Source organism: Paraburkholderia aspalathi (assembly GCF_900116445.1).
In the GTDB taxonomy this organism is placed as follows: Bacteria; Pseudomonadota; Gammaproteobacteria; order Burkholderiales; family Burkholderiaceae; genus Paraburkholderia; species Paraburkholderia aspalathi.
On sequence record NZ_FPBH01000018.1, the window covers coordinates 16,250 to 38,365 of the forward strand.

Genomic DNA, 22,116 nt, shown 5'->3' on the forward strand with positions numbered 1-22,116 from the left:
CCGGCCCGCCTACTGCATGGCGCCGTAGGCAAGCCACAAGCCACACGCGGCCGCCACGGTTCCGTACACCGCGTACACCGGCACCTTGAGCTTTGCGAAGCACATGCCGGAGAACAGCGCCGTCACCAGATACACAGGTTTAAACGGCACATGCACCGCGATGCGCAGCACGGCCACCGCCAGAAACGCGGTGGTGACCGCGCGCAAGATCCGCATGCCGTGCTCGAAACGCGGATTGGCCTTCAACTGATGCAGATGCCGCTGCGCCAGCACGACGAGGCAGCCAGACGGCACAAAGAGCGCGAGCGTAGCAATCAGCGCGCCCACCCAGCCATCCACCAGATAGCCGAAGAACGGCACCACATTCAGCAGCGGTCCCGGCGACAACGGGGAGAGCGAAAACGCCAAGGTGAAGTCGTTATCCGACACGCCGATCGCCGGCGTGACGAACAATGTCTTAAGTACCGGCAACGCCGAGAAGCCGCCACCAAACAAGGTCATGCCCGCACCAGCCAGCCGCGGCCACAGCAGCGCCAGTTCATAGCGATGCGGCAACGGCAGGGCGAACAACACCAGCAACACGCTCAATGCGGCCAGCATCTGCCAGTCCCCGCGACCGATCGACAGCACGATGCGAGTATTGCGAACCGGGCTGACGAACCAACCGGTGCCGAAGGCTGCGCCGAGCATCAACACATAGGCCGCTGGGCTGCGTGCATAGAAAAGCGCCACACAACCGAGCACCGCCGCGATCCATTCGAGCTTGCCGCGTACCAGCGCGCGCGTCTGTTTGTACCAGGTGATCGCGATCAGCGTGGCCAGCACCACGCTGAAGTGATTGAGCAGGGTTTGGGAAGCAGCGGCGCGCACGAGCGGCGTGCGATAGAAGATCGCGAATAGCGTCATCAGAATGAAAAAGGGCAGCACGCTGGCGACGCCCGCCACCCAGGCGCCGGTGCGTCCACGCAGCGCATGTCCCAGTTGCACGGCGACATTGCAGCCCACCGGTCCCGGCACCATCCAGGCAAGCGCGATCAGATCGGAAAACGCCACGCGCGAGAGCCGCCCCTCGCGTTCTACGTAGTGGTTTTCGAGTTGCGCCATCAGCGCGAGACCGCCCCACGACAACGCCGACAGGCCGAACACGACCCGGAACAGCGTCCATAGCGGTTCCCGTTTCCCTCGCCTAGCGGCATTCTGGCTCGTGATCGACTGCATGGCGACGCGGGCCCCCGCATTCGGGCGGCCCGCCCTCTGAGATCATTGTTGTGTGTGTATTGGCGCGGCTCGCAGACGGCATCGCGCTGTGATGCATTACAGCGTGAATGTAGCCGGTTTTGCGAAGCAGCGGTTGGATAAGCGTGGGGCCGCGGCACATACGCTTACAGGCTGCACGCGGCGCGCTTGTGTGTGACTGGCGCGCCACCGCCGGGCCGCATTCAGCTATTGGTGCTCGTGCTGGACACGCTGCTGGTACTGTCGACATCGTGCACGTGGCGATGACCCTTCATACCGCATACGCCGAAGCGTTCGAGCAGCGCCGGAATCGCTTCGACCGGCACCGGACGCGAGAACAGGAAGCCCTGCGCCTCGATATGGCCGAGCGCGGCGAGCCACGCAATCTGCTCTTCGGTCTCCGTGCCTTCGACCACCACCGTGAGTCCGAGCGAACGCGCCAGGTTGACGATCGCGGTGACCATCACGCAGACACTGCGGTCGCCGGGAATCGCCTGGACGAACGAGCGGTCCACCTTCAGCGTGTCGACCGAGAAGCGATTCAGGTAGGACAGCGACGAATAGCCTGTGCCGAAGTCGTCGAGCGCGATGCGCACGCCGAGGCGCTTCAACGCGAAGATTTTCTCCGACACGAGCTCGGGATATTCCATCATCGCCGTCTCGGTGATTTCGAGTTCGAGGCGGCGCGCGGAGATGCCGCTTTCCTCGATCGCGTGTGAGATGGTTTCGTACAGATCGCCGCGCCAGAACTGCACCGCGGAGATGTTCACCGCGAGCGAGAGCGTGTCGTAGCCCTGTTGCTGCCACAACGCCAGTTGGCGGCACGCGGTCTCGATCACGAAGTCGCCGATGGGCACGATCAAACCGGTCGATTCGGCGACCGGAATGAATTCGTTGGCCGGGATCAAACCGTGTTGCGGATGGTTCCAGCGCACCAGCGCTTCGAAACCGGTGATGCAGCGGCGCGTCAGATCGATCTTCGGCTGATAGGCGAGGAACAACTGGCCTTCAGCGAGCGCGACGCGCAGTTGCTGCTCCCACTTCATCAAGTGGTCCGCGCGGTGCGACAACTGTGGCGAATAGAACTGGTAGCAGTTCTTGCCCGCATCTTTCGCGCTGTACATCGCGAGGTCGGCTTTTTTCAGCAGGTCGATCTCGCTTTCGTTGGCAACCGAGTAGAGCGCGATGCCGATGCTCGCGTGCAACACGAACGAGCTGCCGCGCACTTCGAAAGGCTTGGAGAATGCTTCGGCGGCCGCTTCGGCGAGCGTGACGGCGCGCTTCTCGACGTCGTCGCCCTTGATCACCACGACGAACTCGTCGCCGCCGATGCGGCTCAAGGCGCCGCCGTCGCCGACTGCGGTAGCGAGACGCGAGGCCGTCATTTGCAGCACGATGTCGCCGGCGTTGTGGCCTAGCGTGTCGTTGACGGTCTTGAAGTTGTCCAGGTCGATGAAAAGAATCGCGAGGCGCCCGAGATTGGAATGCTGCGCCACGTCGTGCCGCAGTGTTTGCAGCGTCGCATAGCGATTGCGCAGACCGGTCAGCAGATCGTACTCGACCAGATGCGTCATCTCGCGTTCGCGTCCGAGCAGCTTGCCGATCAAGCCGGTGGCCACCGCGAAGAAGCTCAGCATGGCGAGCGAGATGAAGCCCGCCATCAGCAGGTAGACGTTGCGCGTGTGGTTGTAGTCGGCGAATTCTTCGGCTTGCGACAGACCGACCAGCACGCCGAGCGGATAGCCGTCGATATGGCGGTAGGAGACGATACGCGTGACGTTGTCGATCGAATCGACGTAGGTGCCCGACACATGCTCTGAGGTCGGATACGAGCCGCTCGCCGAGAACGAACCGCTGGCGGTGTCGACGCTGCCCGTGCGGCGCGCGAGCACCGTGCCGTTGTCCGAGATCACCGCGATCACGCCTTCACGGCCGATGGCCGCGTTGTTGTAAAAGTCGCTGGTGAAATAGCTCGGGTCTTCGGAGACCACCACGACGCCCGCGAACGAGCCGTCGGGATGATTCAGCCGCCGTGTCATCTGCAAGGTCCAGTGGCCGGATACGCGGCCGAGCACGGGCTTGCTGATATACAACTGGTCGTCGTTTTCGTGTTCGTGGACCTTGAAGTGTTCGCGGTCCGACAGGTCGATGTGTTTGGGATTGAGTTCAGCCGTGTTGGCGATCAGCGTGCCGTGCTCGTCGATCAGCGACACCTGCACGAGCGTCTCGCTTTGCACCACGCCTTTTTCCACCGTGCTGGAGAGATCGAAATGATTCGGCGTTTTTTCGAACTCGTATTTGACGAAGCGGGTGATCTGGTCGACCTGGTGAATTGCCTTGACCGTGTGCTGCTCCAGCGCCGCGGAGAGAATCGCGGCAGAGGCCATCGCCTCGCGATTCGTGGCTTCCTTTTCAACCGACAGGCGCGCGAAGATCACAGTCCAAAGCAGGATCAGCACCAGCACGCCGAGCGCCGGAATGGCGAGCAGGGCACGACGGCGCGACACAGCAGGGTCGCGGCGGGGTTTGGCTTCGCGCTGGTCGGAGAAGCGGAACTGGCTCATCGGGCGGCCCGTTCCCTGGTGCCGGCCAGTTGCAACTGCGCGAGCATTGACTGCGCTAATTTCATGGGTGGCTGCATGGTGACCAAGGTGCCGGGACTGCTGCGCAGGGGAAGGGAGCGTGGCGTCGTGCCTGACCATCCGCAGGTCATCGGGTACGTTTCGATATTACTTAATGCCACTGGATTAAGGAAGAGTCCTCGCATCGGGTATACGCGGGCGCGACAGGGCGTGCCGTCCGGCTGAATTCGCAGCCGGCGCAGCCAGCCATGGGGCTGCGGCCTGGCACTTGTTTTCGAATATTTCATCGGGATATGGAATTCAGGTGTGCCAGGCCTCTCGTCATGCATGGCGCATTAATCGCGCAAAAGGTGCGGCATTTTGTTGTTAAGCGTGGCTTGAAGCGGCAAAACACGGCCGGCGCTCAGCAGCAGGCCGGCGCGCGCGAACCCGCAATCGAGCGCTGCGCCGTTCATGGCAAGCGGAACGTGCCGTCGACGATCGTCACCGACGGCCCACCGATCCACGTTTTGCCGGCGTCGTCGTCGTAGTGCACCGAAACGTTGCCGGCACGGCCCAACACGGTGCCTTGGCGGGCCGTGTAGTGTGCGCCGGGGCGCAATTGCTGGGCGCTCAGCAGGCCCGCGAGTGCGGCATTCGCGCTGCCCGTCACCGGATCTTCGCCCACACCGAAGCGGCCGCCTGACATCAGGCACCGTACCTCGAAGGTGGCCGGGCCGTCAGCGTCGTGCGGTCCATAGACGGCAAGGCCGTGGGTGTCCATCGCATGGACGAGGTCGGCGAGCGCGGCGGCATCGGGCTCGAGCGCGAGGCAATCGCGCGCTGAATTGACGCGTACCACGAGCCATGGCGCACCATTGTCGACCGCGCAGGGCGTCGCGCTGAAGTCGATCGCATCGCTACGTAAAGCCATAGTGAGCGCCGCGTACCGATCCTGGGGAAGCGCTGTGACGCGCGCAGGCGGGGCGGCGAATGCCCATGTCTCCTGTGCTTCACCGGTCGATTCAGCCGGCGCCTTCAGCGCCTTCAATTCGATGAGACCCACGCCGCATTGCTGGATCAGCTTGCCAGCCTGTTTCGGCCGGTACCCGCTTTCGAGCAGCGCATGCGCGGTGCCGAGTGTCGGATGACCAGCGAACGGCAACTCGCCATGCGTCGTGAAGATACGCACGCGATAGTCGGCAGCCGGGTCGGTCGGCTTCAGCAGGAAGGTCGTTTCGGAAAGATTGGTCCAGTGCGCGATGGCCTGCATCTGATCGGCATCGAGTGCATCGGCATCGAACACGACTGCAAGCGGATTGCCTTTGAACGGTACCGACGTGAACACGTCGACTTGTTTGAAACGAACGGTGTGAGCGGTCATCAGGCGCAGTCCGGCGAATCCGGCAGATTGATAGGGTTGGCGGATTCTATCTGGTGACAAAGGAACGATCTACCTCGCCACAAATGCAAAACGCGCCGCAGGTGACAGACACCTCGCGACGCGTTCAGGACGCTCGGTACGACCGGCCGGGCGAACCGGCGGCCGAACCTGTTGGCGGTTGTTATTCGACTTCGGCGATCATCTCGATCTCGACGCATGCGCCGAGCGGAATCTGCGCCACGCCGAACGCCGAGCGCGCATGCTTGCCGCGCTCGCCGAACACGTCTGCGATCAGTTCGGAGGCGCCGTTGGTCACCAGATGCTGCTCGGTGAACTCAAGCGTCGAGTTGACGAGGCTCATCAGCTTGACGATGCGCGTGACGCGGTTCAGGTCGCCCACATGCGCATGCAGCGTGGCGAGCAGGTCGATCGCGATGGAACGCGCTGCGGCCTTGCCTTCTTCGGTAGTGAGGGTGGCGCCGAGCTTGCCGGCCCATACCTTGCCGTCTTTCTTCGCGATGTGGCCCGACAGGTATACCGTGTTGCCGCTTTGCGCGCTCATCACATAGGCGGCTGCCGGCGCGCCTGCGCTCGGCAGTTCGATGCCCAGTTCCTTAAGCTTGTCGTACACGTTTGATTGAGCCATGGTGTGTCCTTGGTCGGTAGTGAACAGTAATGAAATTCGGTGGCGCGAGTTGGTCGGGACAGCTTAGACCTTCGCGCGGATCAGTGCCGCGAGACGCGACATGCCTTCGTCGATCTTGGCCGGCGGCACCGTGACGAACGACAGGCGCAGCGTGTTGTGCTGGGCTTCGCTCGCAAAGAACGGACCGCCCGGCACGAACGCCACATTCTGCGCGACGGCTTCTTCGAGCAGCTTCATGCTGTCGATCTGCGCGGGCAGATTCACCCACACGAACATGCCGCCTTCCGGCCGGTTCCAGCTTACGCCTTCCGGCATGTAGCGTTCGAGAGCAGCCAGCATCGCCGCGCATTGATCGCGGTACAGCTCGCGAATGGTCGGCACGTGCGTGTCGAGGAAGCCGTCCTTGATCACTTCGTACACGATGCGTTGTGTGAAGCTCGGCGTGTGCAGATCGGTGGCTTGCTTGGCCTGCACGAGCTTGAAGATCAACTCTTCGGGCGCAATGATGTAGCCGACCCGCAGGCCCGGCGCCAGCACCTTCGAGAACGAGCCGAGATGGACGATGTGATCCGGCGCCATCGACAGCATGGTGGGCAGCGGTTCGCCCGCGTAGTCGAGCGCGCCGTAGGGATCGTCTTCGATCACCGGGAACGGCGCGGTCTTCGCAAACGCGGCCAATGCGCGGCGGCGTTCGACCGGCAGGCGGCGGCCCGTCGGATTCTGGAAATTCGGTTGTGCGTACAGGAGGCGTGCGCCGGCTGTCAGCTCGGGCGTGAGCGCTTCGGGAATCAGGCCTTGCTCGTCGGTCGGCACCTGCACGTAGCGCGGTTCGTACATCGAGAACGATTGCAGCGCGCCGAGGTAGGTCGGCGTTTCGACCAGCACGGGGCTGTTCGGGCATACCAGCACTTTGCCGAGCAGATCGAGCGCTTGCTGCGAGCCGGTCGTGATGAGTACCTGCGAAGGACGAATCTGCGCGCCGTTCACCGAATAGCGTTGCGCGATCCATTCACGCAGCGGCAGATAGCCTTCGGTCGCGCTGTATTGCAAGGCCGCGGCGGGCGCGTCGCGCAGAATGCGGTCGGATGCTTCGCGCATGCGCTCGGCCGGGAAGGTTGCCGGCGAGGGCAGGCCGCCCGCGAACGAAATGACTTCGGGCCGTTCCGTGACTTTCAGGATCTCGCGAATCGCCGAGCTCGTGAGCTTGCGTGCGCGTTCGGACAGTTGCCACGTGGGGGCTTTCAAGTCGCTTTGGTCCATGGTCTCCTCTGCTGGTTTGTCTGGAACTGGTCAAAACTTCAATTATCGCGCGAGTCGACGGCCCACGCGCGCTGCTTATTTAAGGGTCCGTAGACCCTCGGGTGTCTCAAACTCGGCGACGAGCGCCGCCGCGCCGTCCGTGGACTCGAGTGCGATCAGGTGCGCCGCGCCCAGCCAGTGCAATTGCGCGGCAATTACGTCGGCCTGTGGATGGACTGCTTTCAAAGCTTTCAGTGCAATGCCCGTTTCATCCAATACCGCCGACGGGTGCTTCGGCGTGTCCCACTGGATCAGCGTCGGCAGTACGCCGTCGCCGGCGCCTTGCCACGCGGGGAAGGCGCCATCGTCAGGCACCGACAGGCTCCACGTGAAATCGCCGCGCGTCATCGGCACGATCGGTGCAATGCGCTGCGGATACTGCGTTTGCCATGCGCCGAGCTGCTTCGGCCGTTCGACTCGGGCAACCCAGTGCGACAGGTATGGGCCTTTTTCGAGCCGCGCTTGCGTCGCCGGATCGTCGAGGGCGAACAGGCGGGCACGGGGCGAGGCGCCATCCGCGGGTTCTGCCGCCTGCGGGTCGATCGCGATCACTTCCAGATACACGCCGCCCCATAGATTCAGCAGACGATTGTGCGTGCGCATCAGCGGATGCGCGCCGCCGCCGGCCGGTGCGACGCCGAGCGTGTCGGCAACGTACTGCGTGCCCTCGTCGAGGGTACGGGCGGAAATCACGAGGTGATCGAGGCGGAGCAAATGGGCAGTCATGGCGGATCAGGAAAACGGTTTCTGCGGTAGGCCGGGACGTGCGCCGGGTGCGGCAGCAGCGTTGCCGGGGTCGTAAGCATAACCGTTTGCCGGGTCGGCGGGCCAGGCGGATGGCGTTTGGGCGGGTCTTGCCCGAGTTCGCTTGTGAGCGGCGGGATGCAACCCGGGCCGCTTCATCATCCGTTGCTTATCTTAAATGTAGCCTTAAATGTAGCGGCGGCGACCGGCACAGTAACGGTACAATCGATTCGATACCGTTCGGTACAGTTGGAGTCCGTTATGTCCGTCCCGCTTACCCAGATTCCCACGCCTCACGACACGACGTCGCTGACGCTGGTCGAGCAGCTCGTCCAGTGGGCGCGCCGCCGCATCGAGGAGCGCGTGTTCCGTCCCGGCATGCGCATGCCGTCGATCCGCAAGCTGGCGCTGGACAAGGGCGTGTCGCGCTTCACCGTGGTCGAGGCGTATGAGCGGCTGGTGGCGCAGGGCTACCTGGAGTCGCGGCGCGGCTCCGGCTTCTATGTGCGCGAACGCTTGGGCGCTGCGCCGACGGCCGAGATCCGCACGATCGCCGCAGCGGCGCCCGCGCCGGCCACGATCGATGTCGTCTGGCTGCTGCGCAATATGTTGCATACGGGCGCGCGCCCCGAGCGCAGTCCTGGCCTCGGCTACTTGCCGGGCCGCTGGCTCGACGGCGATCTGATCACCAACGCGCTGCGCACGCTCGGCCGGCAAAGCGGCGCGCAGATGCTCGGCATCGGCACGCCGCAAGGCTTTTTGCCGCTGCGCCAGCAGTTGCAGACGCGGCTTGAGGAGCTGGAAATCGGCGCTTCGCCGGATCAGATTGTGATGGTCTCCGGCATCACCCAGGCGATCGATCTGATTTCGCGGATTTACGTGAAGCCGGGCGATGCGGTGATCGTCGGCGATCCGGCCTGGTTTCAGATGTTCGGGCGCTTCGCGTCGCAGGGCGCGCGGCTGGTCGGCATGCCGTACACCCCGGATGGGCCGGACCTCGACGCGCTCGAGTCGCTGGTCGAGACCTGGCGGCCGAAAATGCTGGTGATCAATTCGGTGCTGCAGAATCCCACCGGCACCTCGCTCACGGCCGCGCAGGCGTTCCGCATTCTGCGTCTCGCCGAGGCCTACGATTTCATCGTCGTCGAAGACGATATTTACGGCGATCTGTGCCCGCCGAGCTATCCGGGCACGCGCCTCGCGAGCCTCGACCAGTTGAAGCGCGTGATCTACCTGAGCAGCTTTTCGAAGACGCTCGCGCCCAATCTGCGCGTGGGTTTTATCGCCGCCGCGCCTGAAGTGGCCACGGCCGTCAGCGATCAGAAAATGCTGGTCGGCATGACGAGCCCCGAACTGAACGAGCGCGTGCTCTACAAGATTCTCACCGAGGGCCATTACCGCCGGCACGTCGAGCGGCTGCGCGCGCGGCTCGATGGCGTGCGCGAAAAATCGGTGCGGATGCTCGAAAAGACCGGCATGAAGCTGTTTCTGACGCCCGCGGCGGGCATGTTCCTGTGGGCCGACACGGGCGTCGATGCGAGCGCGCTCGCGGCCGCCGGCCACGAAGAAGGCTTTCTGCTGACGCCGGGTAGCCTGTTTTCTCCGCAGCAATCGCCCACCACGTGGATGCGTTTCAATATCGCCAACTGCGGCGATCCGGAGCTGTCGACGTTCCTGTGCCGCTATCTCGACAGTGTCTCGCGGCGCGCCTCTTGAAACCGCGCCGGGCTGCCCCAACTTAGCGGCGACACGGCAATCCGGCCATCCGGCGGCACGGTCCCGGCGGCCAAGGAGAGGCCCAAGTGGGCCCAAGCGGTTCGCGGCCGTGCGCCACGCCTGACTAGAACCCCATTCGTAACAGAGAGGAAGTCCGACCATGGCACAAGAAACCATGAGCTTTCAGGCAGAAGTTAAACAACTTCTGCACCTGATGATCCATTCGCTGTACAGCAACAAGGAAATCTTTCTGCGCGAGCTGATTTCGAACGCGTCCGACGCGGCCGACAAGCTGCGCTTCGAAGCGATTGAAAACAGCGCGCTGTACGAAAACGACCCAAATCTGCGGATTCGCGTGTCGTACGACAAGGCCGCGCGCACCATCACGCTCGACGACAACGGCATCGGCATGAGCCGTGACGAAGCGATCGCCAACCTCGGCACGATCGCGCGCTCGGGCACCAAGGAATTCTTCGGCAAGCTCTCCGGCGACCAGCAGAAAGATGCGGCGCTGATCGGCCAGTTCGGCGTGGGCTTCTACTCAGGCTTCATCGTCGCGGACAAGATCACGGTCGAAACGCGCCGTGCCGGTTTGCCGGCCTCGGAAGGCGTGCGCTGGGAAAGCGCGGGCGAGGGCGATTTCGCAGTTGAGCAGATCGAACGCGCCGCGCGCGGCACGACCATCACGCTGCATCTGCGTGCCGATGAAGACGAGCTGCTGTCGTCGCATCGTCTGAAGTCGATCATCCAGAAGTACTCGGACCACGTCGCGCTGCCCATCCTGATGGCGAAGGAAGAGTGGGACGCTGAAAAGAGCGAGATGGTCACGAAGGAAGAAGACGAGACCGTCAACCAGGCGAGCGCGCTGTGGACTCGTTCGAAGAACGACATCACCGAAGAGCAGTACAAGCAGTTCTACCAGCACCTCTCGCACGATCATCAGGACCCGCTGACGTGGACGCATAACCGCGTTGAAGGTCGCAGCGAGTACACGCAACTGCTGTACGTGCCGACGCATGCGCCGTTCGACATGTTCAACCGCGATCATCGCGCCGGCCTGAAGCTGTACGTGAAGCGCGTGTTCATCATGGACGACGCCGAACAACTGCTGCCGGGCTATCTGCGTTTCGTGAAGGGCGTGGTCGATTCGGCTGATCTGCCGTTGAACGTATCGCGCGAAATCCTGCAGGAAAGCCGCGACGTGAAGGCGATCCGCGAAGGCGTGACCAAGCGTTCGCTGTCGATGCTCGAAGAGTTGGCCAACTCGGAGAACGACGCCGATAAGGAAAAGTACGCCGGCTTCTGGAAGGAATTCGGCCAGGTGCTGAAGGAAGGCATCGGCGAAGATTTCGCCAATCGCGAGCGTATTGCGAAGCTGGTGCGTTTCGCGTCGACGCACACGGAATCGCCGGAGCAAAACGTCTCGCTCGCCGATTACGTCGCGCGGATGAAGCCCGAGCAAACGAAGATCTACTACGTGACCGCCGACACCTGGCAAGCCGCGACCCACAGCCCACATCTCGAAGTGTTCCGCAAGAAGGGCGTGGAAGTGCTGCTGCTGACCGATCGCGTCGATGAATGGATGCTGTCGTTCCTGAACGAATTCGACGGCAAGCCGCTGCAAAGCGTTGCGCGCGGCGATCTCGATCTGGGCGCGCTGAATGACGAAGAAAAGCAGGCGCAGGAAAAGGTCGGCGAAGAGTTCAAGCCGCTTGTCGACAAGATGAAAGAAGCGTTGAAGGACAAGGCCAAGGACGTGCGTTTGACGTTCCGCCTGACCGATTCGCCGTCTTGTCTCGTAGCTGACGATGGCGAAATGAGCGGCTATTTGCAACGTATGCTGAAGGCCGCGGGTCAGGAAGCGCCGTCGTTCCACCCGATTCTCGAAGTGAATCCGGAGCATGCGCTGGTGAAGGGCCTGCATGCGGACAGCGCGAATTTCGACGACTGGTGTCATCTGTTGTTCGATCAGGCTTTGCTTGCTGAAGGCGGCGCGCTGGAAGATCCGGCTAGCTTTGTGAAGCGTACCAACGCGTTGTTGCTGGCGCGTGCGAGTTGAGTTTTCGAGTTTGATTTGAACCCGAGCTGGCGTCGGTTCGACGCTTGTGATTGAAAAATGCGCTGCCTTGGCAGCGCATTTTTTTTTTGCCCTCCTGTAACCGATCAGATCTATTCAAAGCGCTAAATCGAGATTGATTTGTGAGATGTGAAAACGCGGCTCTGTTTTATGCTTGCGCGATCGAAATTCGGATGCTTAAGGGACTATCTGCGGTCTGCCAGCCGCTCACGCATCCGATCTCTTTTCTGCAATTGCGCATTGACGCGCCGCGCTAACTCTCTGTATCTCCATGCCCGATTCCGCACTGCCAACCCCCACCGATCCCGTGCATCTCCTGTGGTCGATCTTGCGCGAGCAAGGTTTCGACGCTGCCGAGCGACGGGCGCTTGAATTAACCGCGGAGGGCGTCACGCCGCAATTGCATGCAGATCTGTGCGCGGGTGCGGGGCGTTTCGAAGCTGCGTATCACAGTGCGTCGCAAGCACACACGCAGGCGGCAGAAAACGGCGCGCGTTACGCTCGGCTAGCCCTGTTCGCTGACGCACTAGGCCGTGCTGACGCCGCGCAGCGCAACAGCGAGTTGGCGGTAACCACCCAACCGTCGGCAGCGACGCTCGAATGGATCGTCTGGTTGATCAATCGCTGCGGCGCGCATTCGGCGGCAGTACACATGTTGCGCGCGTACGAGCAACACGAGCCACAGGATGCACGCGCCCCCTGGTGGTTGGCGATTGCGCTTGCGGCGCCGCCGGATGCGAGCGCGCGAGCCGAGCGTCGCGCGGCGCTGTTGCGGGCCTATGCGCTCGATCCGGTGATCCACCCCGCATTGCCGTTGCAGCTCGCGCTGGCTTTCCGAGAAATCCGCGATTGGTCCACCGTCGAACGCGTTTGTCGTGAGGTGCTGACACGCCATCCTGCCGATGCAGAAATTGCCTGGCCACTGAGCCATGCGCAGTGGCAGTGCAACGACGCTGCCGCGGCCGAAGCAACCATGCGCGCTGTCGATGCCGCCGCGCCCGGCAATGCCCAAGTGATGGGCGCGATCGGCATGTATCTGGCCGAGCAGGCGCGTTTTGCAGAAAGCGAAGCGGCACTGTATGCAGCGCTCACGCTCGACCCATCCGCATCGCAGGCGGCCGTCGATCTGGCCGATCTGAAGTTGCGGCGCGGCGACTGGTCGAGCGCATGGCCGCACTTCGCGGCGCGTCTGACGCGCGACGATCGCGAGCCCAACAACGTTGTGACGGTGATGGAAAGGCTGTGTCCGCGCTGGCAGGGTCAATCGCTGGCCGGCAAGACCTTGATCGTGCACAGCGAACAGGGCAACGGCGACGATATTCAGATGGTGCGATTCGTGCACGAGCTGGCGGCGCGCGTACGCGACGAAGGCGGTCGGCTGGTACTCGCAGTGCGCCGGGCGTTACAGCCGCTGTTCGCGCGCTTTTACGGGGATTGCGTCTCCATCGAGGACGGACCGCTCGGCAAGCCGCACTTTGGGCTGCCGATCATGAGCGTGCCGTCGGTGCTGGAGTTGCGGCCTGACCAGGTGCGCGGCGGTGCCTATCTAACCGCCGATGCAAGCCGCGTGGCGGCGTGGCGCGAGCGGATCGGCGCATGGGGCGGGGAGGCGGCGCGATTGCATATCGGTCTTGTCTGGTCGGGCAGCCCGACGCATCGTCGCGACGCGAAGCGGTCAATTCCGCTTGCGGCGCTGGCTCCCGTGCTCGCGCTACCCGATATCGTGTTCCATCCGCTGACGCCGGGCCGTGACGCCGATGTGGCGGCGCTGAGCGGAGCGGGGCATCGCGTGTGCGATCTGACTGCGCACTATCAGGCCGGTTTCGACGACGTGGCCGCGCACGTGAGCGCGCTCGATGCCGTGCTTACCATCGACAGTGCGCCTTTGCATCTGGGCGGTGCGCTGGGGCGCCCGGTGCTGGCGATGCTCGATCACGTGTCGCACTGGTGTTGGGGCAATGAAGAGACGCAACCGTGGTACGACTCTGTTGATCTGTTTCGCCAACCGCGGCCGGGCGCGTGGGAGCCGGTGGTCGAGCGCGTGGCGGCACGTCTGCAGGCGATGTAAGCGCTCGATAGTTGTTTGCGAGAGTCGCGCCGAAACTGCAAAGTCGCGTCTAAAAGACCGCACACGTAAAAACGCCCGCGTCATGCGGGCGTTTTTACGATCCTCACATCAGATGGCGAACACCTACTTCTGCCCCATCAGCGTATCCATCGTTTCACCGCGCACCACGATCTCGGTGCGTCGGTTCAGCGCGCGCCCTTCGGCTGTATCGTTGCTGGCGACGGGGTTGTTGTACGCGTAGCCCTTCGTCCTGATCCGGTCCATCGCCACGCCGCGCGCCACGAGCGCATAACCCACCGCAGTGGCGCGCGATTCGGAAAGCTGCTGGTTGTAGTCGAGCGTGCCGACATTGTCGGTGTAACCTTCAACCAGCACCGGCTTCTTGCTGCGCTTGAGCAGAACGGCTGAACGATTGATGACGGCCGCTGCATCACCACGCACTTCGGATTTGCCGAACTCGAACAGCGCGGCTTCGGGCAGCTTGACTGAGACACCATTGGCAACCGGCGTCACCTCGATGCCGACAGCCTTATTCAACGATGTTTCTTTGTCGCGGTTCAGCGGCGCCGCGCAACCCGCCATCAGCACGACAGACATTGCGCATGCAGAAGCGCCCAGGAACGATTTCATGTTTCTTATCTCCTTCAATATCCGATCACATGGCACGCCCTTCGATCGCGGGCGGACCGTCGACTTGTTAAAGCACGAAGGTTGTATCGCGCGTCGCTGGACGAGGAGAATCGGAACTGTCTGAAATCGATACGCTGACTGAGGCGGTTCCGTCCGGCATGGTGATCGACTGACATTCCCGACGGGACGACAGGTGAGGGACTCACGATCTTCTGACAACTGCGCCGTTATAATCCGACACCATGCCTATCCGTTTCGATGCCGCCGACGCCCACTGGCGTGTCGCGCCCTTACCCGGTTTTAGCGCCGCCCAGAAAGACTGGTTGACCCGCGGTGGATCGCTGACCGCGCATCTGCGCACGCTCGGCGCGGTTGCGGTGCGCGTGACGCGCGAAGCCGTCGCGCTGCCGTGGGCCGACGAATACGCCGCGCTGGGCCTCGCGCCGCGTGCGCCGGTGTGGGTTCGGGAAGTGGTGTTGTCGGTCGACGGCGTGCCGTTTGTCGCGGCGCATAGTGTCGCGCCGCTGGCTGCGAGCGTCGGCGTATGGCAGGCCACGCGAAGGTTGCGCACGCGGCCGCTCGCCGAGCTGCTGTACAGCGATAGCAGCGTTGCGCGATCGTCGCTGGTAAGTCGCAGGCTGACGGCGCGTCATCCGTTGTATCGGTTGGCCGCGGTTGAGATCGGTGGCGTGCAACCGCATGCGCTAGTCGCGCGTCGTTCGGTGTTCGAGCGGCACGGTGCGCCGTTGATGGTCACCGAGTGCATGTTGCCGGCGTTGTGGGCGCATCTGGCGTCTCCTTGCCAAACACCGTCTGCGCATTCAGCGTCCACCCACGTCCATGCACCGCCGCGCACTCATGTGCGGGAACACGGCCGGCCGCTTGAGCACACGGCATCGCGCGCCGCCCATGGTGCACAGCGCGCAGAGCCAGGACAGCTTTCCGGACAGGACGCACATGAACCCGGGCACGCGCCGGCATCGGACCGCAAGGAAAAGCGCTGATGCTGCGCGGCTTTCCTCCCGTCGTCGCGGCGGATACTCACATGCTGATTCTCGGCAGCTTTCCCGGCGAGGCGTCGCTGGCCGCGACGCAGTACTACGCGCATCCGCGTAACCAGTTCTGGCGTTTGCTCGGCACGGTGCTCGACGAACCGCTTCCGGAACTCGCCTATGAGGAACGGCTACGGCGTTTGCTATCGCACGGCATCGGCGTGTGGGACGTGCTCGCCGCCTGCGAACGCGAAGGCAGTCTCGACGCCGCGATCCGCAACGCCAGCCCCAACGATTTTGCTTCTCTGCGCGCCCACGCGCCGCTGTTGAAGAAAGTCTGCTTCAACGGCAAGACGGCAGGCCGCTTTGCGCCGGTGATCGGCGAAGCGGGCTACGTCACCCTCGTATTGCCTTCGTCGAGTCCGGCGAATGCTATGCTCTCGTTCGACCAAAAATTGCGTCTCTGGCGCGACATCCTTACATGACGAAACTGATCAAGCGCGCCTCGGCTGAAGCCCGTGCTTTCCGCAACAAAGACGCTGACGCCGGCGACCACACGCTGAACAAACAGAAAGCAGTGCGCAATAAAAAGCGCGCGCTGCTCGACGACGATCTGCACGACGCGCCGCAAATCGAAGCGCCGCGCAAGCCGCGTTTCGCACCGGTTACGTTCTCGGAAGAGGGCGGTGTGCGTTTCCTGCACTTCGGCACGGAATGGGTGCAAGGCGCCATGCGTCTGCGCAAGCCGGATCACATCGAACTCGAATACGCGCAGCAGATGATGGCCTGGTTGCTGTTCATCGAAACGCCCAAGCGGATCGTCCAGCTCGGTCTTGGCGCGGCCGCACTGACCAAGTTCGCACACCGCTTCCTGAAGCGCGCCAAAGTCGAAGCGGTCGAAGTGAACCCGGCCGTGGTCGTCGCCGCGCGCACGATGTTCGAACTGTCGCACGACGACGCCCGTCTGACCGTGCACGAAATGGACGCGTGGGACTTCGTCAACGACCGCGCCAACCACGGCACGATCGGCGCGTTGCAGATCGACGTCTACGATGCCACCGCGCGTGGCCCGGTGCTCGACAGCGTCGGCTTCTATCGCGCGGTGCGCGCGTGCCTGACCGAGGCGGGCGTCGTGACGGTGAATCTGTTCGGCGATCATCCGAGCTTCGTGCGCAATATGAAGCGTCTGAACGAAGCCTTCGATGGCCGCGTGGTCGCGCTGCCGGAAGTGCATGACGGCAACCGCATCGCCATCGCGTTCTCGGGCCCGGCGCTCGACGTGCCGTTCACGACGCTGCAAGCGCGTGCGAAGCTGATCGAAGCGGAGCTCGGCTTGTCGGCGCGCAAGTGGATCAAGGGTCTGCAGGAATCGACCGGACAAAATGGCAGTTCGTTCTCGATCTGATGTGAGAATGGGTCGGGCCGCTTGAAGCCGCTTAAGGCCGCGTAAGGCTGGTTGAGGCTGGTCCGACCCAGGTCCCCGTTGCGCTCATGCGACGGTTTCCCAACCGCTTCCCCCGTGCATTGCCCGGCTGGTTCGATATCCCCGGATACCCAGGACGCATCGCTCCCATCGGCGCCCCGGCCCCCCGCGTCCGGCGCCCTCGCGGCCACCCCTCATCTCCGCTAAACCACCGCCCCGCGCGCCCCAGCAGCACATTTGCGCCTCGGGTCGTCCCTGCTTGACCGGACGTTCTCGGCTCCTATACTCTTTCGAAGCTTTCGGGGTACCCGTGGCCTACCTGCGACGGGACATCCACCACCCGTCCACACACGGGCCAACATTTCAATAATAGGGAAGAGGAGACGTCATGGCTCACGACGCCGACGCGAACAAGGCCAGCAAGCACTGGCTCTGGTTGCTGCTGTTGCCCTGGATCGCGATGATCTGGGTGCCGTCATATAACAAGGTCGAACCGCAGCTGTTCGATTTTCCGTTCTTCTACTGGTACCAGCTGCTGTGGGTGTTGATCAGCGCGATCATCACGGCGCTCGTGTACTTCAAGACCAAGACCCGCTCGACGGGCAGCTCGCAAGGGGGCGCACGATAATGAACGCCACCGCAACATTCGTCTTCGTCCTGTTCTTTATCGGCGTCACCATTCTCGGCTTTGTCGCGGCTCACTGGCGCAAGGGCGACCTCGCCCATCTGGAAGAGTGGGGCCTCGGCGGCCGGCGCTTCGGCACCATCGTCACCTGGTTCCTGCTGGGCGGCGACCTGTACACCGCTTACACCTTCATCGCCGTGCCGGCGCTGGTGTTCGGTGCGGGCGCAACGGGTTTCTTCGCGCTGCCGTACACGATCCTGATCTATCCGTTCGCGTTCGTCGTGTTCCCGAAACTGTGGAGCATCGCCAAGCGTCAGGGTTACGTGACATCGGCCGACTTCGTCTCGGCTCGCTATGGCAGCCGCATGCTGGCGCTGGCGATCGCCGTGACCGGCATTGTTGCGACGATGCCGTACATCGCGCTGCAACTGGTCGGTATCGAAGTGGTGATCGGCGCACTGGGTTTCGACACCAAGGGCTTCGTCGGCGATCTGCCGCTGATCATCGCGTTCGCGATTCTGGCGGCCTACACGTACACGTCGGGCCTGCGCGCGCCGGCCATGATCGCGGTCGTCAAGGACGTGCTGATCTATATCGTGATCTTCGCCGCGATCATCGTGATTCCGCCGCAATTGGGCGGCTTCGGCCATATCTTCAGCGTGGTGCCGCCTGCCAAGCTGCTGCTGAAGGCACCGGACGTGTCGAGCCTGAACGGCTACAGCGCGTACGCGACGCTTGCAGTGGGTTCGGCGCTTGCGCTGTTCCTGTATCCGCACTCGATCACCGCGGTGCTGTCGTCGAAGTCGGGTAACACGATCCGCCGCAACATGGCGATGCTGCCGGCCTACTCGCTGGTGCTCGGCCTGCTCGCGCTGCTGGGCTTCATGGCGCTGGCTTCGGGCGTGAAGGACATGCCGGAATTCGCGCCGTACTTCAAGGCGTTCGGCCCGAACTTCGCGGTGCCGGCGCTGTTCCTGCACTTCTTCCCGTCGTGGTTCGTCGGCGTGGCCTTCGCGGCGATCGGTATCGGCGCGCTGGTGCCGGCGGCGATCATGTCGATTGCGGCAGCGAACCTGTACACGCGCAACATCCACAAGGAGTTCGTGAACCGCAACATGTCGCATGAGCAGGAGACTAACGTCGCGAAGCTGGTGTCGCTGATCGTCAAGGTCGGCGCGGTCGCGTTTATTCTCGGTTTGCCGCTCACGTACGCGATCCAGTTGCAACTGCTGGGCGGCATCTGGATCATCCAGACACTGCCGGCTATCGTGCTGGGTCTCTACACGCGCGTGCTCGACTACCGCGGCCTGCTGATCGGCTGGGCGGTCGGCATCGCAACCGGCACGTGGATGGCGATCTCGCTGAAGCTGGCGGGCTCGATCTTCACGATCCACCTGTTCGGCATGGCGATTCCCGGTTACGCGGCAGTGTGGTCGCTGATCGTCAACCTGATTGTGTCTGTCGTGGTGAGCCTGCTGGTGCGCGCGTTCGGCATGCAGCGCGCCGAGGACCGTACCCGCCCGGAAGATTATCTGGACGTGGTCGAAGGCTAAGCCAGCCGTTCCAGCTCGCCGGAAAAGCAACGCCCGCAGACAAAAGTTTGCGGGCGTTTGTCTTTCCGGGGCACTCCAGGGCAGGATAGCGGAACCGTCCTTCAAAGCGTCCGTCGCGCGAGCCATGGCTTCTGCCGATTCCCCCCGTGTCGTTGTCCGCCGCTCGGCCATCAGCCGCATGGTGCGCACGATCACGTCGCCGTACTACCGCTATCGCCACGCAAAGGTGTTGCATAGCCTGCGGGTCGGCGTTGCGATGCTGGTGTCGATTCTCGCAACCACCGGGATCGACATTCCGCACGGCATCTGGTCGTCGGTGACCTTGCTGGTCGTGATCGGCGGCTTGCAGCATCACGGCAACATCCGCAAGAAGGCCGCCGACCGGGCGGCGGGAACGCTGCTCGGCGCGGTGATCGGGCTTCTGCTCATCCTGACGCAGAACCTGACCGGGTCGCTGCCGCTCACCTATGTACTGATGTCGATCGTCGCGGGGATCTGCGCGTGGTTCGCGATCGGATCGTCGGGGTATATCGGCCTGCTGACGGCGATCACGATGTGCATCGTCGCGGGCCATGGCGACAATCTGATCGACGTCGGTCTATGGCGCACGCTGAACGTGCTGATCGGCATTGTGATCGCGCTGGCGTTTTCATTCGCGTTGCCGTTACACGCGACCTATTCGTGGCGCTATGGGATCGCCGACAATCTGCGCGACTGTGCGCGGATCTACACCCGTTTGCTGGAAGGCGAAACGATCAGCGAAGAGGAACAGGTCAAACGCTTCCTCGCGATCAACAAGCGGCTGGTGCAGTTGCGCTCGCTGATGCCTTCGGTGGCAAAGGAGATCGACGTGCCGCAGGCGAAGCTCGAAGAGATCCAGCGCTTGCATCGTTCGGTGCTCAGTTCGCTGGAGTTGCTGGCGACCGGCCCGCTGATGCGCGCCGACGCCGCGGCGCGCGCTGCGTATGCGCGGGAGTGCGGCGTCGAGGTGCACGCCGTGCGCGGCATGCTGTTGGCGATCGCGCGCGGGCTGCGTTTTGGCCGCGCGACGCACTTCGGCATTCCGGCTGCAACGCCGCTCACCGAGGTGTGCGGCGGCGCGGCGCTTGACTTGCCACCCGACTTGCAAGGGCCGTATTGGCTCGGGCAGCGGCTTGCCGAACAGGTGGACCGCTTGCGCGCTTTGCTGCTGGAGACTGAGCCGAACTGGAACATCGAACGGCATTCGCGCAGTTTGCTGAAGGTTTAGGGCGCAACGCTCAGGGCCGCGCGCCCCTTCCCGACCTGTCGCTTACGATTCATGCTCTTCCGGCACGCCCACCATCCAGGCGAGACCGAAGCGGTCCACCAGCATCCCGAACCCCTTGCTCCAGAAGGTGGGCTGAAACGGCATCATGACCTGTCCGCCGTCGGCGAGCGCATCGAAGTATTTTTTCGCCGAGGCGTCGTCGTCGGCCGTGAGCGACAGGCTGAAACCGTTCATCGAGCCTGCGTCGGGGTCGCAGTGGCCGTCGGACGCCATCCAGATCGTCGAGCCGAGCTTGATGGCCGCGTGCATGATCTTGTCCTCGATGCCGGGACGTATCCCCGCTTGCGCATCGGGCGGCGCGTCCTTGTAGCGCATCTGGAATGTGATTTCAGCGCCGAGCTTCTCGCAGTAATACTTGAGCGCTTCTTCACAGCGGCCGTTGAAAAATACGTAAGGCTGAACGTACATGATCGTCTCCCGGGATATGGGTCAGCGGCGCCACGTTCCTTCGGCAAATGGCAGCGAGGGAGCAGCGTGTAGACGATTGTAGTCGTCCGTTGGAGTAGCGATTGTGACGTTATTTCGTAAGGCGTTGCGGTGTGGGCAGGTGTCGGACGTGAGCCGGCGGTAAACGGCACGCGGCCCTGAACCGGAAGGCTCAGGGCCGCGTATTTGGACTAGCTGTGTGGGACGATGTGCGCGGCCGCATACGCGACCACGGCCGCGCATTCAAGCCGCGAAGGCCCGGCTTAACGCAGCGCTTCGATCAACTTTTCCAGCTTGACGGCGTCTGCCGCGAACGCGCGGATGCCTTCAGCGAGCTTTTCGGTCGCCATTGCTTCGTCGTTGACGAGGAAGCGGAACGACGATTCGTCGACCGGCACGCGTTCGATGTCCACTCCCTTGCCCATTTCAGGCGACAGCTTGCGCTCGACCGTTTCGGTGCTCTCCTGCAGCTTTTGCAGCAGATCCGGGCTGATGGTCAGCAGATCGCAGCCAGCCAGTTCCAGAATCTGGCCCGGGGTGCGGAAGCTCGCGCCCATCACCTCGGTCTTGTAGCCGAACTTCTTGTAGTACGCGTAAATGCGGCGCACCGATTTGACGCCCGGATCGTTGGCGCCGCCGTCTTTCGCTTCGTCCCACGCGCTGCCGGCGTTCTTCTTGTACCAGTCGTAGATGCGGCCGACGAACGGCGAGATCAGTTGCGCGCCTGCTTCGGCACAGGCAGCGGCCTGCGCGAGCGAGAACAAGAGCGTCATGTTGCAGTGGATGCCTTCCTTTTGCAGCACTTCGGCGGCGCGGATGCCTTCCCACGTGGAGGCCAGCTTGATCAGCACGCGTTCGCGGCCGATGCCGTGGTCTTTGTACAGGGCGATCAGCTCGCGGCCCTTGGCGATCGACGCTTCGGTGTCGAACGACAGGCGTGCATCCACTTCGGTCGACACGCGACCCGGGATGATCTTGAGAATTTCGGTGCCGAAGGCGATCAGCAACTGGTCGATGATGGCGCCGACCGGCTTCGACGCATGCGCCTTCACCGTCTTTTCGAGCAGCGGCTTGTAGTCGTCTTTCTGGACGGCTTTCAGAATCAGCGAGGGATTGGTGGTCGCGTCCTGCGGCTTGTACTGGGCAAGCTGCTGGAAGTCGCCGGTATCGGCCACGACGGTGGTGTATTGCTTGAGTTGGTCGAGTGCGGTTGTCATGTTCGAGCCTTCATGGCGCGCGTGCGCCGTGGTTCAGGAGAAATGAGATCGCCACCGGACGGAAAAGACAAACCGTTCCGGCGGCCGCGGGTCACGCTGCAGCGTCTGCCCGTCATGTTGCCGGGGAATTTTGACGGAAAGCGCTGCCGGATGCTTCTATTCTATGGCGGATCGTCTGACGCAGTATTGACACTTGCTGCCGGCGATCCG

At 63.1% G+C, this 22,116-nt stretch carries 18 protein-coding genes; 9 read left to right on the plus strand and 9 right to left on the minus strand.

All coding sequences use genetic code 11. The features are described 5' to 3' along the window. Positions 1–9: 9 nt before the first annotated feature. The 6 genes from BM438_RS24845 to BM438_RS24870 all read right to left on the minus strand — a co-directional run bounded on the left by BM438_RS24845 (position 10) and on the right by BM438_RS24870 (position 7,852). A complete protein-coding gene (locus BM438_RS24845) occupies positions 10–1,218 on the minus strand; it encodes a chromate transporter (protein ID WP_093639332.1) in 1,209 nt (402 codons plus the stop codon). A 221-nt stretch (positions 1,219–1,439) separates the two neighbouring features. Further along, entirely contained in the window at positions 1,440–3,800 is a 2,361-nt protein-coding gene (locus BM438_RS24850) for a bifunctional diguanylate cyclase/phosphodiesterase (protein WP_093639335.1), read from the minus strand. Between the two features lie 469 nt (positions 3,801–4,269). Continuing rightward, the gene (locus BM438_RS24855; RefSeq protein WP_093639338.1) at positions 4,270–5,181 is read right to left on the minus strand and encodes a PhzF family phenazine biosynthesis protein; all 912 of its coding nucleotides are present in this window, start codon (positions 5,179–5,181) and stop codon (positions 4,270–4,272) included. Positions 5,182–5,362: 181 nt separating this feature from the next. Continuing rightward, complete coding sequence (locus BM438_RS24860; RefSeq protein ID WP_093639341.1) at positions 5,363–5,827, minus strand: RidA family protein; 465 nt, start codon at positions 5,825–5,827, stop codon at positions 5,363–5,365. A gap of 63 nt (positions 5,828–5,890) precedes the next feature. Further along, a complete protein-coding gene (locus tag BM438_RS24865) occupies positions 5,891–7,087 on the minus strand; it encodes an aminotransferase-like domain-containing protein (protein WP_093639344.1) in 1,197 nt (398 codons plus the stop codon). Positions 7,088–7,162: 75 nt separating this feature from the next. Then, positions 7,163–7,852: a VOC family protein gene (locus BM438_RS24870; RefSeq protein WP_093639347.1), complete on the minus strand. Its 690-nt coding sequence runs from the start codon at positions 7,850–7,852 to the stop codon at positions 7,163–7,165. A gap of 279 nt (positions 7,853–8,131) precedes the next feature. Between BM438_RS24870 and BM438_RS24875 the strand changes: the two genes are divergently transcribed. The 3 genes from BM438_RS24875 (at position 8,132) to BM438_RS24885 (ending at position 13,731) form a co-directional block, all read left to right on the plus strand. Continuing rightward, positions 8,132–9,586, plus strand: coding sequence for an aminotransferase-like domain-containing protein (locus BM438_RS24875; RefSeq protein ID WP_093639350.1), 1,455 nt, complete (start codon positions 8,132–8,134; stop codon positions 9,584–9,586). 160 nt (positions 9,587–9,746) lie between these two features. Continuing rightward, the gene (htpG, locus tag BM438_RS24880; protein WP_093639353.1) at positions 9,747–11,645 is read left to right on the plus strand and encodes a molecular chaperone HtpG; all 1,899 of its coding nucleotides are present in this window, start codon (positions 9,747–9,749) and stop codon (positions 11,643–11,645) included. 289 nt (positions 11,646–11,934) lie between these two features. Beyond that, a complete protein-coding gene (locus BM438_RS24885; protein ID WP_093639357.1) occupies positions 11,935–13,731 on the plus strand; it encodes a hypothetical protein in 1,797 nt (598 codons plus the stop codon). Between the two features lie 123 nt (positions 13,732–13,854). Here BM438_RS24885 and BM438_RS24890 read toward each other — a convergent pair whose 3' ends face one another. Next, the gene (locus tag BM438_RS24890) at positions 13,855–14,361 is read right to left on the minus strand and encodes an OmpA family protein (RefSeq protein ID WP_093639361.1); all 507 of its coding nucleotides are present in this window, start codon (positions 14,359–14,361) and stop codon (positions 13,855–13,857) included. A gap of 242 nt (positions 14,362–14,603) precedes the next feature. Between BM438_RS24890 and BM438_RS24895 the strand changes: the two genes are divergently transcribed. From BM438_RS24895 to BM438_RS24920, 6 genes are all read left to right on the plus strand, one after another. Continuing rightward, positions 14,604–15,365 carry a chorismate--pyruvate lyase family protein gene (locus BM438_RS24895; protein WP_093639364.1) on the plus strand — a complete coding sequence of 254 codons (762 nt, stop codon included), beginning with the start codon at positions 14,604–14,606 and terminating at the stop codon, positions 15,363–15,365. After that, positions 15,365–15,838 (plus strand): DNA-deoxyinosine glycosylase, encoded by a 474-nt coding sequence (locus BM438_RS24900; protein WP_093639367.1) that lies wholly within the window; start codon positions 15,365–15,367, stop codon positions 15,836–15,838. Before BM438_RS24895 ends, BM438_RS24900 begins: the two co-directional genes overlap by 1 nt. Next, positions 15,835–16,758, plus strand: coding sequence for a class I SAM-dependent methyltransferase (locus BM438_RS24905; RefSeq protein ID WP_093639370.1), 924 nt, complete (start codon positions 15,835–15,837; stop codon positions 16,756–16,758). Before BM438_RS24900 ends, BM438_RS24905 begins: the two co-directional genes overlap by 4 nt. A gap of 406 nt (positions 16,759–17,164) precedes the next feature. Further along, positions 17,165–17,404 carry a DUF3311 domain-containing protein gene (locus BM438_RS24910; protein ID WP_054035028.1) on the plus strand — a complete coding sequence of 80 codons (240 nt, stop codon included), beginning with the start codon at positions 17,165–17,167 and terminating at the stop codon, positions 17,402–17,404. Continuing rightward, positions 17,404–18,954, plus strand: coding sequence for a monocarboxylate uptake permease MctP (gene mctP / locus BM438_RS24915; RefSeq protein WP_093639374.1), 1,551 nt, complete (start codon positions 17,404–17,406; stop codon positions 18,952–18,954). Before BM438_RS24910 ends, mctP begins: the two co-directional genes overlap by 1 nt. A 124-nt stretch (positions 18,955–19,078) precedes the next feature. Further along, positions 19,079–20,203, plus strand: coding sequence for an FUSC family protein (locus tag BM438_RS24920; protein WP_208620704.1), 1,125 nt, complete (start codon positions 19,079–19,081; stop codon positions 20,201–20,203). A gap of 42 nt (positions 20,204–20,245) precedes the next feature. Here the strand turns inward: BM438_RS24920 and BM438_RS24925 are convergent, their stop codons facing one another. Together BM438_RS24925 and tal are read right to left on the minus strand one after the other, a co-directional pair. Then, positions 20,246–20,671 (minus strand): VOC family protein, encoded by a 426-nt coding sequence (locus BM438_RS24925; RefSeq protein ID WP_093639380.1) that lies wholly within the window; start codon positions 20,669–20,671, stop codon positions 20,246–20,248. 281 nt (positions 20,672–20,952) lie between these two features. After that, positions 20,953–21,906: a transaldolase gene (tal, locus tag BM438_RS24930; RefSeq protein ID WP_093639383.1), complete on the minus strand. Its 954-nt coding sequence runs from the start codon at positions 21,904–21,906 to the stop codon at positions 20,953–20,955. Positions 21,907–22,116: the final 210 nt, after the last annotated feature.

Bases quoted from the DNA above. Each gene is read 5' to 3' on its own strand.
- BM438_RS24845 (WP_093639332.1), bottom strand. From the start codon at position 1,218: ATGCAGTCGATCACGAGCCAGAATGCCGCTAGGCGAGGGAAACGGGAA.
- BM438_RS24850 (WP_093639335.1), bottom strand. From the start codon at position 3,800: ATGAGCCAGTTCCGCTTCTCCGACCAGCGCGAAGCCAAACCCCGCCGC.
- BM438_RS24855 (WP_093639338.1), bottom strand. From the start codon at position 5,181: ATGACCGCTCACACCGTTCGTTTCAAACAAGTCGACGTGTTCACGTCG.
- BM438_RS24860 (WP_093639341.1), bottom strand. From the start codon at position 5,827: ATGGCTCAATCAAACGTGTACGACAAGCTTAAGGAACTGGGCATCGAA.
- BM438_RS24865 (WP_093639344.1), bottom strand. From the start codon at position 7,087: ATGGACCAAAGCGACTTGAAAGCCCCCACGTGGCAACTGTCCGAACGC.
- BM438_RS24870 (WP_093639347.1), bottom strand. From the start codon at position 7,852: ATGACTGCCCATTTGCTCCGCCTCGATCACCTCGTGATTTCCGCCCGT.
- BM438_RS24875 (WP_093639350.1), top strand. From the start codon at position 8,132: ATGTCCGTCCCGCTTACCCAGATTCCCACGCCTCACGACACGACGTCG.
- htpG (WP_093639353.1), top strand. From the start codon at position 9,747: ATGGCACAAGAAACCATGAGCTTTCAGGCAGAAGTTAAACAACTTCTG.
- BM438_RS24885 (WP_093639357.1), top strand. From the start codon at position 11,935: ATGCCCGATTCCGCACTGCCAACCCCCACCGATCCCGTGCATCTCCTG.
- BM438_RS24890 (WP_093639361.1), bottom strand. From the start codon at position 14,361: ATGAAATCGTTCCTGGGCGCTTCTGCATGCGCAATGTCTGTCGTGCTG.
- BM438_RS24895 (WP_093639364.1), top strand. From the start codon at position 14,604: ATGCCTATCCGTTTCGATGCCGCCGACGCCCACTGGCGTGTCGCGCCC.
- BM438_RS24900 (WP_093639367.1), top strand. From the start codon at position 15,365: ATGCTGCGCGGCTTTCCTCCCGTCGTCGCGGCGGATACTCACATGCTG.
- BM438_RS24905 (WP_093639370.1), top strand. From the start codon at position 15,835: ATGACGAAACTGATCAAGCGCGCCTCGGCTGAAGCCCGTGCTTTCCGC.
- BM438_RS24910 (WP_054035028.1), top strand. From the start codon at position 17,165: ATGGCTCACGACGCCGACGCGAACAAGGCCAGCAAGCACTGGCTCTGG.
- mctP (WP_093639374.1), top strand. From the start codon at position 17,404: ATGAACGCCACCGCAACATTCGTCTTCGTCCTGTTCTTTATCGGCGTC.
- BM438_RS24920 (WP_208620704.1), top strand. From the start codon at position 19,079: ATGGCTTCTGCCGATTCCCCCCGTGTCGTTGTCCGCCGCTCGGCCATC.
- BM438_RS24925 (WP_093639380.1), bottom strand. From the start codon at position 20,671: ATGTACGTTCAGCCTTACGTATTTTTCAACGGCCGCTGTGAAGAAGCG.
- tal (WP_093639383.1), bottom strand. From the start codon at position 21,906: ATGACAACCGCACTCGACCAACTCAAGCAATACACCACCGTCGTGGCC.